The organism is Aquiflexum gelatinilyticum (genome assembly GCF_024741135.1).
GTDB classification, from domain to species: Bacteria; Bacteroidota; Bacteroidia; order Cytophagales; family Cyclobacteriaceae; genus Cognataquiflexum; species Cognataquiflexum gelatinilyticum.
Window position 1 is genome coordinate 1 of record NZ_JANSUY010000010.1, and the last position, 13,953, is coordinate 13,953.

Genomic DNA, 13,953 nt, shown 5'->3' on the forward strand with positions numbered 1-13,953 from the left:
TCATGGCCTTCGCCGGCGCGGAATTTCGCCTCCCCTCGCTCGGCGGTTTCAGTATTCAATTTGTTGAATGTATTAAGTTTCTGCTTGAGATTATTGGCAGTTGGTGGAGTTGGCCTTAGGGGAGAAAGAAAAAATCATCCCTATCTCAATAAGACAGGGATGATTGGTCAAAGGGTCAAATAATCAACAGTATTATACAGGTGCTTTCTTTTGGAGTTGTAGCCTGAGGGCATTCAGGTCCTTGGACATGGTCTGCATGGCTACTTCCATCAACTGGTACCTGGTCTGCACCTCATGGAGGTTTTGTTGCAGTGCCCTGAAGTCCTGCAAGAGGAACTTCAACAGGTAGGCAATAACGGAGAGCATCAATGAAATTACCCCTCCTGCGCCTGCAAGGTATTCTGCGGATTCAATTTCCATCGGATCTGTGTTGAAGGTTTGGACTTACTGTAAATCTCCAGCCATACCTCTTCCCCCTCTTCCATGCAATCCATCAACCTGTCGGTCAACTTCCTACATGCAAGCCGGGTAAACAATGGCATGCTTTCTTTGAAACAGGTGACCGGGACTATGCAGTCTTTTGCAGCTGACACCGAATTGTACCTAATTTTTATGCGTCTGTCATCCGCTTCAAAATAGAGGTGCCAACCGCTGTTCTCGTCATATTCGCATTCCAATCTGTACAATCCTTCCGGACAGGGGATACTTTCTGATGATACCGAAGGTTCAAGGGTTTTGCAAAGCAGCTTTCCGTATAGGGAAATTTCTCCCCTAGTTACGTGCGTTCCATACTCCCTTTTCATGAGCAGCTTCATGGCCTTAGACTTTTTCGACAGTGACGATAGCCGCGGCATTGTGCTCCTCACTGTTGAAGGCATAGTCTTGCCCGTTGACCACCTGCAGGAATTCAATCCCGATGATAAACATCTTGTTTGGTTCGGGTAAACCTGCTTTGGGGATGGTCACAGAAATCGCTCCTGTGAGTTCTTCCAAGGGAAGGTTTGCTCCTGCATCAAGCAAGAAGCTTTTGGTCCCTGCCTGGAAATCAAATGATGCCCCTGCAGCCATCAATCGAAAATGCGTAGCTCCCAAGGGAATGGAAAGGAAATCCACCGGCAGGAATGAATTGATGGAAAATCCCCATTCTGTAGGGCTGTTGGTCACCGTGATTTCTGTCTTGATTGAGCCGGATAGGACTGCACTGGAATTGATCTCAAAACCCTGGAGCAGGTTCCAATCTCCTTCCGAAACAAGGCGCTTTCCCCTGCCGTTGATAGGATCAGTTCTGAGGACTTTCATCATTTCCCTGATCAACCTGTTGTGCAGCTTTGCGTCCGCAATTCTGAGGATTGCCGGTCTGATGGTATCCTTGACCATCTTGACAGTCCTGGCATTTTCGGAAAACTCTTTCAGGTTTTCCCTGGTCCGCGCGTATTTGGGATCGGTCATGATCCTGTCTTTGGAGACGCCTCCTTTTTCTCTGGCCATGTGGCCATCCCTGGTTTTGTAGAAGGACAAGCCTCCTATGTTACCTTCGAGTTTGAATGCACTTGATTGCTTTCCCATTTTTGATTTGGTTTAAGTGAAACATGGTCAAATGTGGGGAGGCCTGGAATGGAATAAAAAACAATCTGCGGATCCTGCGGATATTGCGGATATTGCGGAAAAGTGCAGTTTCTGCGGATTCTGCGGAATTGGGCAGTTTTCAGTTAGCAGTAGGCAGTCGCAGTAAACAGTGGGCAGTTTTCAGTAGGCAGGCACAGTAAACAGTGGTAAGTTACTCTTTCAGTGATCAGAGATCAGTATGCGGTCACAATGGGGAGTGTTGAATCAATTTTGATTGGGGATTTTTTATCATCATGAGCCAATATTTCTTTCTTAGAAAAGTACAAGAGTAAAAAATATTGGAATAATGATATGGTTTCTTGGAAATTGGTCAAAAGGTAACGAATGGGTAAGGAGGGTGTAACGGAAGGGTAAGGGAAGGGTAAGGGAAGGGTAACGGGAATGGGGGTAAAATCTACCTATTTCGGCGATTTTTATTGTATTATTTCTTAAATAATTGATTTTTTCTAAGGTTTAAGGAGTTGTATTTTTAAGGGAAATTGACTTTAAAAGGTTGTAATTGTTGTATTTGTTCTAATTGTTGTCTGCTGCGCGTTGTCAGGTTGGAGTATCCGTCATCCTGAGTGCAGCGAAGGATCTCTTATGAAATTGTTGTAGTTGTTGTAATTGTTGTAATTGTTGTCAAGTTCTCAGGTTGTCGGGTTGACTGAACCTTGATTTTTCAACTGGTTAAGTCTTGGATCTTGTGTCATTTTTGTTGTCTGATTCGCGTTGTCGAGTTCTCAATGTTGTCGGGGAAACAATCTTACATCTTGTGTCTAGCATCTTGAGTCTTATTTTGTTGTCTGCTTCGCGTTGTCAGGTTCTCAGGTTGTCGGGTTGACTGAACCTTGATTTTTCAACTGGTTAAGTCTTGGATCTTGTGTCATTTTTGTTGTCTGATTCGCGTTGTCGAGTTCTCAATGTTGTCGGGGAAACAATCTTACATCTTGTGTCTAGCATCTTGAGTCTTATTTTGTTGTCTGCTTCGCGTTGTCAGGTTCTCAGGTTGTCGGGTTGAAAAACCCCGAAGGGGTGGCATGTTTATAGAAAAAATGTGAAATGAGTCAGATTTGGTTTTGGCTAATTTGATGGTCGAGAGTAAAAAAGACTCCCCGCCAAAACATTTAAAGTTGTTTTTTTCCCACAGATTAAAAGGATGAAGCATATTCCTTTTGTCACTTTTTGTCTTACCACAAAAAGTAACCAAAAAAGGCAAGCGAAATAATCCTTCCCCCCACTAGGCCATCGCCGGCCCGGAATTTCGCCTCCTCACGCACTCTTGCTTCGAATGAAATTTTTACCAAAGTATGAATTTGAGTTTAGAAAGGTCTGGTAAAAATAAACCCCGAAGGGGTGGCATGTTTATAGAAAAAATGTGAAATGAATTGGGTTTGGTTTTGGCTAATTTGATGGTCGAGAGGAAAAAAGGCTTTCCGCCAAAACAGGGAAGGTTATTTTTAACCACAGATTAAAAGGATGAACGCAGATACAAAAGAGTTGTAATTGTTGTAGTGGTTGTAATTGTTGTCAAGTTCTCAGGTTGTCGGGTTGACTGAACCTTGATTTTTCAACATGTAAAAGTCTTGTGTCTTGTGTCTTGAATCTTGTTTCTTTTTTGGTTGTCGGCTGCGCGTTTTCTGTTTGGGAAAGTTCCGCCACGGCGGACAGGTGTAATTGTTGTCGAGTTGAAAAACCCCGAAGGGGTGGCATGTTTATAGCAAAAATGTGAAATGAATTGGGTTTGGTTTTGGCTAATTTGATGGTCGAGAGGAAAAAAGGCTTTCCGCCAAAACAGGGATGGGGATTTTAACCACAGATTTAAATGATTTTCACAGATGGAATAATATGAATTTTTTACCACATAGGGTCATAGAGAACATAGGGTGGAAATGTTGTAATTGTTGTAGTGGTTGTAATTGTTCCGCTACGGCGGACAGGTGTAGTGGTTGTAATTCTTGTCAAGTTGACTGAACCTTAATTTTTTAACGGGCCAAAGTCTTGAGTCTTGCGTCTATTGTCTTGCGTCTTTTTTTGTCTTGCGTCTAATATCTTGTGTCTATTTTTAAAAATTCAAAGAAATGGTTCAACCTCATGTAGCGGGATTCCTGAAAAAGTGCAGAACTCCTGGACGGTGATGAACTGGTGGGGCTGTTTTTTGTATACTTCCCTGATTTTGTTCAACAGGTCTTGCGCATACCTCTCACTCTTGCCGGTGATGAGCTGGACGTCTTTCGGGTAAATGACACATCGCTTTCGGTACATGGGGCTTTTGGTTAATGGTTATTGGGTTAATAGTTATTTGGTTAATGGTTATTTGGTTAATGGTTACTTCGACTTCGCTCAGTACGGGTACTTCGACTGCGCTCAGTACGGGTATTTGGTTAAGGGGTTAAGGGGTTAATGGTTAATTGGTTACTTCGACTTCGCTCAGTACAAGTATTTGGTTAGAGGGAATTTTTTGAAAAGGCATGGGGGTATCGGGCCATATGGAGATGGCAAGGTAAAATAGGTCTTTAATAAAGAAAGTTGGGGTAGTTAGCTTTTTCCTCTCAGGCGGTGTAGGGTTCTTTCGGGCAGGTTGAGGATGCCGCAAATATCCTTGATTTTGATCAGGGCAAAGTCGGGGCAGATTTGGGGCAGTCTGCTGTACCTTGCCTTGGGGGACAGCCAAAGAACACTGGCCCATTCCAAATTCTGAACCACCACCTGATGGCTTAACCTTAAAATCAATTTGATGATGTTGGGTGCGGGAATCAATATGGCTGCTTCAAGCTCTTTCGGAATTTCACAGACCAAACAGTCTGTGTAGGCCACTATGGAAAAGTCGGTAAGTCGCTCTTTTTCGAAAGATTCAAAATCACAGACCAAACAGTATTTGCTATATATCCTTCTGCAAACTTTCGAGCCCTGTTGGTTTTCAAACAAGGCCAAGGTACCTGAGATGAGGTATCTTCTGGTCGTTTCGATCTCATGGCAAGCTTTTAAAATTTGATTTTTGCTGTAGCTTTTGACTTTTAAAAAGGGCAATAGCTCATTGTACTCTTCGATCGGGATGGGTACCTGCGAGATGATGGTCCCCTCTCCTATTTTGTTTGATTCCATATAGTTGTGTTAAAAAATTACTTTACCTCTTGATTTCCTTGAACCGTTGCAAGGATGAAACGCCCAAAATATTTACAGAAATCCGCCTTTTGGGTCATCTGAAGGTGGTTTCTGTCCCATTTTCCATTTTCATGGAGACGATACTCTTATTATGATAGTTAATTTAGGAAGATCTTTATGATAACTGCAAGTTTATTTACAAAATATTAACATTTAAACTAAAAAAACTGCCTACAGGCAGGAAAAATTGCTGAGTTTTGAGTTTGCTGGGTTTTGTTGGGTTGAAAAAGTTCCGCCACGGCGGACAGGTGTAATTGTTGTAGTTGTTCTAACTGTTGTCTGCTTCACGTTGTCAGGTTAGGAAGGTTGTAATTGTTCTAGTTGTTGTAGTGGTTCTAATTGATCTAGTTTTTGATGGGGAACCAAGTCTTGGACCTTGTGTTTTTTTTGGTTGTCTGCTTCGCGTTGTCGAGTTTTTTGATTGGTAAAAAACCCCGTAGGGGTGTCATGTTTGTAGAAAAAATGTGAAATGAGTCAGATTTGGTTTTGGCTAATTTGATGGTCGAGAGTAAAAAAGACTCCCCGCCAAAACATTTAAAGTTGTTTTTTACCCACAGATTAAAAGGATGAAGCATATTCCTTTTGTCACTTTTTGTCTTACCACAAAAAGTAACCAAAAAAGGCAAGCGAAATAATCCTTCCCCCCACTAGGCCATCGCCGGCCCGGAATTTCGCCTCCCCACGCACAGCGGTTTCAATTGAGACTTTGTCGAAAATGTTGAAGGTTGGGGAGAATTGGAGTTGTAGTCGGGTGGTCGGGTTGGGAAAGTTCCGCCACGGCGGACAGGTGTAATTGTTGTAGTGGTTCTAATTGTTGTGTGCTGCGCGTTGTCGGGTTGTCGCTTCGCGTTGTCGAGTTCTCATTGTTGATGGGGAATCAAAGTCTTGTGTCTTGTGTCTAGCATCTTATGTCTATTTTGAAATCCTGATTATGTGACAATATGCGTCGGAGGGGTCCCAATGAATTAACACCTTTATTAGAATTTCTTAATTTGATGAAAAATTGAGGATATGGTAATTTTTGAAATCGACAGCAAACAGGCCAAGAAGGTTTTTTTGGAAATTAAAAATCTGATGCGTGTCTCCAAAACATGGAAATTGACTTCATCGATTGAAATCACTGTCCTGGATGGAAAGATCCAATTGGTGGGGCAAGGATTTGTCAAGGAATTGGATGCATCGACTACCGGTACCTGCAAGCTGGTGGTCAGGGCGCTTTATTGGTTTGATTTGGTGGACATGACCCAAGACAAAATCTTCAAAGTCGTGGTCACAGATGGAGAAGCGATGGTCAGGACGGTGACTGTACCGGTGCAGACCACATTTTTTGAAACAGACAGGATTCTGAGAAGTATTCCGCTTCCGGCCAATCCTGAGACCATTGATTATTGGAAACTGGAATACCAAGGGTACACAGTGGACGAACTTCAGTTTAACAGTGTTGCTGACAAAATCCCCAAGGCCAAGAAAGAATTCGAGGCCTGTATCCGAAAAGCAGCCCTGATTCTTCATCCTTTTAGAATTTCAAATTCCGAGTTGAGAGAAATAGTCCTTAATAGATTGAGAGAAAGGGAAAAAATTGATTTTGAAATCTAATTTACTCCCTTATTTCTCAAAGCTTATTTGGAATATACACTAAGTAGTTTTAAATGAATGATTTTTTAAATCTTCAGATTTTTCAGCATCTACGGGCTTCATCCCAAATAGAAACCTTACCCCGTTAAAAGGCCTAATCAGCCCAAAATATATTCCCAAGCATATTTCCAGAGTCCCAAACGAGATTATCCAATATTTTGCCCAAATACTTAAGTCCCATTTACAAATGTAATAGCCAATGACAATTATAACTGTCTGGTGCAGAATGTAAAAAGGATAAAGCCCCTCGTTGATATATTTGAGTATGGGATGGGGTCGGTTGAGATAAAACTGACCATAAGAAATGATAGTCAAGACCGTAAACCAACTGAGAAAAATCGAAGTTACATCAAAGAAAGACTCGACATCGTCCGGATTCATAGGCAAACTCCAAGCCCCCCTGAAATGAAGGAATGACCCATAAAACGGGATTAAAATTAAAACCGCTGCACTGAGGAAGATTTTTCGGTTTCTGCCCAAACTATCCCAAAGTTTAGGATTACTGTAGAAAATCAACCCAAAGGCAAAAAACAGAAAATAAAAGACAAAATATGCCCAATCTTGAAAATCGTGCGTTTCGTTCGGAAAATACGGTCTAAGTACAAGCTGACTGAGTAATATGATTACCGCAGGGATCATTAGTGCTGCTACCGGCTTGGTAAAAATTTGCTCCATGAAGGTTTTGAAACCTTGGGAAACAGGCTTCCGCAAAAACGCCAACAATGGCAAAATCAAAATCGAATAGATCAGCAAGTATGCAATAAACCATAAGTGATGCCAGCTGAAGTTCCCTTTAGGATAGGGATCAAAATCAAAAGTTGTAGGATAAAACTCCCAAAAACTTGAAAATTCAGCGATACGCTCGAAATAAATCTGGGGAGGAACGATCACAAACATTCCAAATGCCAAAGGGACAAACAATTTTGTGAAGCGCTCCCTGACAAATTGGGCTTTACTTCGCTTTCCCAAGGCCATAAAGGTACCTGCACCCGAGATAAACAAGAGCAAAGGCATCCTCCAATCATGGGACCAGATCATCCAATAATTGAATAACAAACTTGTTTCCTCATTTTTGACATGCCATCCCCAACTGCTGAATAGCATCCCTGTGTGATAAAACAATAACAAAATAATTGCAAAGAATCTGAGCCAGTCCAAATCATATCGGCGGAGAGAAGTAGTTGTTTCCATAAGAATTTTTAGGTTTTGTTGGGCTCAAAACTCAAAAATATCCAGGCTACCGACGACTGATTTTATCAAATCAGTGTTCGACTTTATCAAATCGAACGTTAATTATCAGATTGGACTGTTTTTCGGAACTCAGAAGGAGGCATTCCCACGTGCTTTTTGAAAACGGTATTGAAGGAAGATTTGGAATTGTATCCTACCCGTTCGGCTACTTCTTCCATTTTGAGATATGCTCCCTCTTCGCTTTTCAATATTTTGCAGGCTTCCATGACCCGGTATTCGGCAGTCAGTTCAAAAAATGTTTTTCCGAATCCCTCATTTATTGCTTGTGACAATAAATGAACATTGGTCTTAGCTTCTTTGGCCAGATTGGGCAAGGAAAAATCCGAATTTAAATAAGGCTTTTCCCGCTCAAGAATCTGTTTTACTTTCTCAATGAGTTCCCGCTGCGTCTCAGGATCTAATCTGGAATTTTGATATTTCTCAGGAATTTTCAGATCAGCATGCTCCAAATTGGAATTCCTAATGTGTAGAAAACTGGTCAAGTAAACCGTGAATGCAATATAGGCAGCATACCAATGGTCACCGGTATCTTCCAGGTTGAAAATTTTGATGACAGTTACACAAAGCAAAATTGTTACCAGAATAAATGGTACAATGCGCAGTCTTTTTTGCGCTTCGGTAACGGGATTCCAGATTGAGGCATTCTGCTTGGAGAAAAATGTGGAAACCTCACAGAGACAAAGCAAGCCATAAACCGCAACTGAAATCAAAGTAAGCGGAGTGACGTATTCCCGAAGCAATAAGGGGTCGGTCGGGTAAGGATGGCTAAAGTCCTGCCTAGAGAATTCCGGGTAATAGGCAGAAATCCAAGCATTAAATTTGGCTTCATCCGGTAATGCCCAAAATGGAATCATATACAATGTGTAAGCAAAAAAGGGCACTAATTGAGGCCAAAACTTAACAGGAAGTTTACCGCGGGTCAGGCAAAGAATCACGCCATAAAACAAAGGTCCAATCAAAAAGCCCAACGGTTCCGAGAAATCAACCAAAAACCAAGCATATGAAATCAAACCCGAATACATCATAAAAATCTCCAAAAGAAAGCCTCCTATACCCCAAAGCAGCAATCCCTGAAGTATTAAATTCTGAGTCCGTTTAGCGGAAAAAACCAAATATACCAAGCCCAAATAAAGTGCCTGCATCAATCCAAGAAAAATAAAAATGCTGAAAAGGTCAATTCGTAAAGGAGGCATGGTGAGGTGATCCATAATATCAATTATTTACCGATCCAACCAATCCTTAAATTGAGAATAGCGTTCAATGCTGACAAACACTTCCTGCTTCGGATCGGGCAACAGACCTAACTTAAGCCTTGTTGGTGAATATTTGTTGATTTGAGAAATACTCTCCAGGCTGGCAATAAATTTCCGGTTGATTCGGAAAAAAATTGACGGATTCATTACTTCCTGAAGCTTGTCCAAAGATAAATCCAAGGGAAATCGTTGCCCCTGTCGGTTCACCAAGAAAGTGATTTTCTCTTCAGAGTAAAAGTAAGCCACTTGATCAACTGGTACAGTTTGGATTTTACTTCCAGAGCTGACCAAAAAACGCTCCTTGTAATTAAGCTTCTGCTCGACAAGGGGATTGAGGATTTGTTGGAAATCTGCTAAAGAGAAGGATTTTATAGGGGTATGGTACTTTTTAAATTTATCCAGAGCTTGGCCTAATTCCTGAAAATTGACAGGTTTTAGAAGATAATCCACACTGTTGAGTTTGAATGCCTTGATCAAATATTCGTCAAAAGCGGTGATGAATATAACCGGGCAGTCAAGAGAAATCTGATCGAATATCCCAAAACTTTGTCCATCTTCCAGGTGGATATCAAGTAGGATCAAATCCGGAACAAGATTGGATGAAAACCAGTCGACTGCTTTCTTGACAGAAGGAAGATCTGCAAGTACCTCCATTTGAGCGTCATATTTTTCCAAAAACCCTTTAAGGCGGTCTACTGCAAGACGCTCATCTTCAACAATTACCACTTTCATAACCAAACAATTGAGTCGCAAAATAAAAATTTCCCAAAATTAATCCTACTCAGTACGCTTGGATCTTTTCTTTGGAGGTTCAGTCTTAAATATCCGGCGTTCATCGACTTTTTATTTCAAGAAGGAACCGGGATAGTCAAATTTGTACCCAACAACAAAACGCAAACTTCTATGATTTACAAACCGCTTTTATTATTTGCAACAGGAATTCTTCTCATGTTTAGTATTTCTTCATGTAGCATAAACTTTGATGTTGAACCATTTATTCCCAAGTCAAAAATTGTATGGGTCGATCTGGACGGCTATAAGCTTTACACTAAGATCCAAGGAAATTCCGGATCATCGATCGTTTTTTTATCTGGACTGGGTGATGAGCTTGGCACTTGGAGTAAAATCCAAAATGAGCTTGGAAGAAACTATAGGACCCTTTCCTATGACCGTGCGGGAGTGGGACTCTCCACTCAAGCAGGGCATCAATCCACTGGTTCGGATTTAGCGCTCGAATTAAAAAAAGTGTTGGAAAAAAGTGAATTTGAACCTCCCTACCTGCTCGTAGGACACTCTATAGGAGGACTATATGCAAGAATTTTTGCGGGAAAGTATCCACATTTGGTATCCGGAATGGTTCTGATTGACTACACTTTGGAAGATAAAATTCTCGCTTTGAAAGAGGTTGATTTGGGAGGAATGAAACCGGAGCAACTTTTGGAACAAATCGCTTTGGAAATGGGTTTGGAAGACGGAAGCAAACGAGAATTTATTGCCTCACTAAAAACTGCAGAACAGGTCAAAGCATCCAATTTTCCCTTAGAACCCGTGACTGTAATCACTGCGCTGAAGCCAAGTCCGGAGGAAACTCCGGAGGATGTACAGATGAAAAGTCTGCTTCACGCGCAGTATGCCAAGTCGATCCCAAAGTCAAAGCATGTCCAGGTGCAAAGTTCCCACCACATTCATTTGGATCAGCCCGACTTGATTATCGCAGAAATCAAAGCCCGGATTTTGAATAACTAAACCAATACACCACCACTACCACCGAAGAGACCTGTCCTCACTTGGGGATGGGTTTTTTGGTAATTTCAAATTCAATAACTTCCTTAGCTTTAGTCAGAAATTCAGTTTATGTCGCTTTTCAATCTCAAATCAAGTCGGTCCAGAACCACCATGTATTCTTGGAAACTTCAAATCGCCGTCGCGGCAGGATTTGGATTGATCATTTTGGTCAACCAGGTATTTTTCTCCGTATTTAAGGCCTTGGAGCTTTTTCAAAATTTTCTGGCCAATGTCTTCATTGTTCTTTTGATATGGAAGTCGGCCGTGTGGGTGTCTCAGTTAGGAGAGAACTTTTTCAACTGGCTTGAAAAACCTCTTAAGCGAGTCTTTCTTTCCGCCGTTTTGGGGTTGATTTGCAGTTTTTTGGTGGTGTTAATTTCGGCTTATTTTTTCCAGCTACTTTACCAATCGTCCTTTCCGGCAAACAATGAAATTTTTATCAATACACTCGTTTCGTTTTTGCTGTTTTCCGTGCTGTTTACCGGTTTTAACATCATTCATTTTTTGGAGGCCCTTCGGGAAAAGCAGGTAAAAGAAACTGTCGAGAGACTAGGAAACTACTTTGAGCAACTCATCGAAAATATAGAAGACATCGTGCAGGTCTGGGATACAGACGGCAGAATCAAATATTCCAGCCCATCTGCAGAACACCAATTGGAATACGCTATTCCTGAATTGACCGAATTCCCTCCTTTTTACTGGATTTTGGAGGAAGATAAGTCAAAGGTAAAAAGCCGGTTTAAAGCATTTCTGGAGGAGGAGAAAAATGGGGTTTATTTCGATCAATTCCGTGTGAAAACCAAAACCGGAACGGTCAAAATGCTTGAAGTCAAAATCTCTGATGGAAGAAAAATACCCATGATTGAGGGATTGATCGTTACCTGTCGAGACATCACCGAGCGCCACGAAACGGAGCAGTTAATCCTAAGACAAAAAGAACTTTATGAATTGACCAGCTCAATCTCTGGTTCGTTTTTGAGGATGGATTTCCACTCGGCCCTAGTCGAAATGTTGGAAAAAATGGGAAAATTTTCCTCCGTGGACCGGGTCTATGTGTATCAGCTGAATCCTGAAAAAAATTACTGGAACTGCCTCCACGAGTGGCGAAGTGAAAAGGGAGATCAGATTCCTTCCATTTATTACCAAAAAGGAATTCCCATCGATGCGATGAATTGGACTTTCAATCAGTTGAGTTCTGACAAGATCCTGAATTATAAAACCCTGGATAAAATGCCTCCTGAAGCCGAGCAATGCCGAAAAGCTTTTGAAGCGGACGGAACAGTCGGGATTTTGCTGCTTCCGCTTCGAATCAATGGAGAATTGGTCGGGATGATCGGTTATGATGCCCTTTTTGAGCCCAAAAACTGGTCGGAGGATGACATCAGGTTTCTCAGGCTCTGCAGCGAAATTCTCACTTCTTCACTTGCCCGTTCGGAGGCCGAGGCATCTACCCGTGCATCGCTTTCATTCAACCAAACTATTATCGATTCCTCCGCAGAGGGTTTTCTGTTGGCAAATCTTGAAAACCGGGTAGTCTACGCCAATGAGATTTTCCACACACTATGGGAATTGGATCAAAATCCCATCGGGCTCAGTGTGCAAGAAGTCAGTAATCTGGTTCAGCCTAAAATCGAAAACAAGGAGGAAATCGAAAGCGGATTTGAGATTCTTAGGGAAAACCGACAGGCTATTTTTACCATGACTCTCAACCTTCATAACGGAAAGGTCCTGGAAGTCTATTCGGCTCCGCAGATTCAGGACGGAAAGCTTGTGGGCCGGATTTGGAGTAATCGGGACATCACAGACCGTATACTTTCGCAGCGGGAAGAACTTGAAAAAGGCATGGCCGTAGCCCAATTTGAATCCCTGAAAACACAAGTAAACCCTCACTTTTTATTCAACAGTCTAAACGTACTAAGTTCCTTGGTCCATGTGGATGCTGACTTATCCGAGAAGTTTATCGATCAGCTGGCAAAGTCATACCGGTATCTGCTTGAGCAAAAAGACAATACCTTGGTACCTTTGGAAGTGGAACTGGATTTTGTATATTCCTTCGTTTTCTTACTAAAAATCCGTTTTGAAGAGAAAATCCAACTTGAGGTTGATATTCCTGAGCGCTTCCATTCCATGCAAATTGCTCCGCTGACCATGCAGCTCCTGATTGAAAACGCTGTCAAGCACAACAAAATATCCGAAGACCAGCCTCTGAAAATTCTTATCGGAATCGAAGGCCATTATCTGGTCGTCAAAAACTCCCTTCAAGTTCGGATCAATCATGCTCCATCGACGGGGCTGGGGTTAAAAAATATCCAAAAGAGATACCTCATCCTTTCCTCAGATTCCCCCAAATTCGGTCAGGAAGGAGATTTATTTGTGGCCCGAATTCCTTTGATTGAAGAAAAATAGACATGGATTCATCACGGTTTTTTAAGGGTTGGGTAGGATAAATCAGGCACTCATCTGGAGAAATTAGCCCGTGGACTTGAGTAAATTTAGCTTCGCGAAGAATTAATCTTTTATGCGAAAGTCATCAAATCTCAGAATTGCTGTCAGCCTTTTCGGAATGGGTTTAGTGGGTATAGCTTCTCTTTTGAGCGTTTCTCCACCCTCCCTTTCCCCTGGATTGGAAATGGATCCCGCCACAGTCCGGTGGATTACGTTGGTCAATCCCATCATTCTTCTGATTATCAGTATCACGATAGGCACACTCCTGAAAGAAGCCGCAGGTGTGAAGCTACCGATTCTTGATTCAAAACAAGGTGAACCCTTAGTGGCCGTCTTTCAGTCCCTGATTCAACCATTTTTGGTTCTGACTACAGTCTCTGCACTTGGTGTGTTACTCATCTATTTGTGCACTTACCGGGGTTTTGGTTCTGCCTACAGGGAAGTAATCAATGGGCCGGGCTTGCCTTTTTGGACACGGATACTTTACGGGGGAATCACGGAAGAAATCCTCATGCGGTATGGGGTAATGACTGTGTTGCTTTGGATATTGAAGGAAATCAACCGCCCCAACTCCCATGTCCAATTTTGGATTTCAAATTTCCTTACAGCCATGCTTTTTGCCACGGGCCACCTTCCTGCAATTTTCAATGAGGTGCCTTCACCAAGTATCTGGACACTCATCTACATTCTTGGCGGAAACTTCTGGGCAGGGCTTTGCTTTGGCTATGCCTTTTGGAGATATGGATTGATTCTGGCTATCCTAACACACATGGGCTTTCACCTGATCACGTATTTCATTATCTAAACTAACCCT

At 42.0% G+C, this 13,953-nt stretch carries 11 protein-coding genes; 4 read left to right on the forward strand and 7 right to left on the reverse strand.

Features of this window, described 5'->3' with window-relative positions; all coding sequences use genetic code 11:
* Window positions 1-192: 192 nt before the first annotated feature.
* The 4 genes from NU887_RS11710 to NU887_RS11725 form a co-directional block, all read right to left on the reverse strand.
* Window positions 193-420 (reverse strand): hypothetical protein, encoded by a 228-nt coding sequence (locus NU887_RS11710; protein WP_258423563.1) that lies wholly within the window; start codon window positions 418-420, stop codon window positions 193-195.
* Window positions 375-815, reverse strand: coding sequence for a DUF5675 family protein (locus tag NU887_RS11715; RefSeq protein ID WP_258423564.1), 441 nt, complete (start codon window positions 813-815; stop codon window positions 375-377). Before NU887_RS11715 ends, NU887_RS11710 begins: the two co-directional genes overlap by 46 nt.
* Window positions 816-819: 4 nt before the next feature.
* Entirely contained in the window at window positions 820-1,566 is a 747-nt protein-coding gene (locus tag NU887_RS11720; protein ID WP_258423565.1) for a hypothetical protein, read from the reverse strand.
* Between the two features lie 2,577 nt (window positions 1,567-4,143).
* The gene (locus NU887_RS11725; RefSeq protein WP_258423566.1) at window positions 4,144-4,710 is read right to left on the reverse strand and encodes a cyclic nucleotide-binding domain-containing protein; all 567 of its coding nucleotides are present in this window, start codon (window positions 4,708-4,710) and stop codon (window positions 4,144-4,146) included.
* A gap of 1,071 nt (window positions 4,711-5,781) precedes the next feature.
* Between NU887_RS11725 and NU887_RS11730 the strand changes: the two genes are divergently transcribed.
* Window positions 5,782-6,366: a hypothetical protein gene (locus NU887_RS11730; protein ID WP_258423567.1), complete on the forward strand. Its 585-nt coding sequence runs from the start codon at window positions 5,782-5,784 to the stop codon at window positions 6,364-6,366.
* A gap of 39 nt (window positions 6,367-6,405) precedes the next feature.
* Here NU887_RS11730 and NU887_RS11735 read toward each other — a convergent pair whose 3' ends face one another.
* The 3 genes from NU887_RS11735 to NU887_RS11745 form a co-directional block, all read right to left on the reverse strand.
* Window positions 6,406-7,596, reverse strand: a complete 1,191-nt coding sequence (locus tag NU887_RS11735; RefSeq protein WP_258423568.1) for an acyltransferase family protein — start codon at window positions 7,594-7,596, stop codon at window positions 6,406-6,408.
* Between the two features lie 98 nt (window positions 7,597-7,694).
* On the reverse strand, window positions 7,695-8,864 hold the full coding sequence (locus NU887_RS11740) for a helix-turn-helix domain-containing protein (RefSeq protein WP_258423569.1): 1,170 nt from the start codon (window positions 8,862-8,864) through the stop codon (window positions 7,695-7,697).
* Between the two features lie 12 nt (window positions 8,865-8,876).
* On the reverse strand, window positions 8,877-9,641 hold the full coding sequence (locus tag NU887_RS11745; RefSeq protein WP_258423570.1) for a LytR/AlgR family response regulator transcription factor: 765 nt from the start codon (window positions 9,639-9,641) through the stop codon (window positions 8,877-8,879).
* A 171-nt stretch (window positions 9,642-9,812) separates the two neighbouring features.
* On the opposite strand from NU887_RS11745, the gene NU887_RS11750 reads away from it, so the two are divergent.
* The 3 genes from NU887_RS11750 (at window position 9,813) to NU887_RS11760 (ending at window position 13,944) form a co-directional block, all read left to right on the forward strand.
* On the forward strand, window positions 9,813-10,655 hold the full coding sequence (locus tag NU887_RS11750; protein WP_258423572.1) for an alpha/beta fold hydrolase: 843 nt from the start codon (window positions 9,813-9,815) through the stop codon (window positions 10,653-10,655).
* A 108-nt stretch (window positions 10,656-10,763) separates the two neighbouring features.
* Entirely contained in the window at window positions 10,764-13,100 is a 2,337-nt protein-coding gene (locus tag NU887_RS11755) for a histidine kinase (protein ID WP_258423573.1), read from the forward strand.
* 112 nt (window positions 13,101-13,212) lie between these two features.
* On the forward strand, window positions 13,213-13,944 hold the full coding sequence (locus NU887_RS11760; RefSeq protein ID WP_258423574.1) for a CPBP family intramembrane glutamic endopeptidase: 732 nt from the start codon (window positions 13,213-13,215) through the stop codon (window positions 13,942-13,944).
* The last annotated feature ends 9 nt before the right edge of the window (window positions 13,945-13,953 follow it).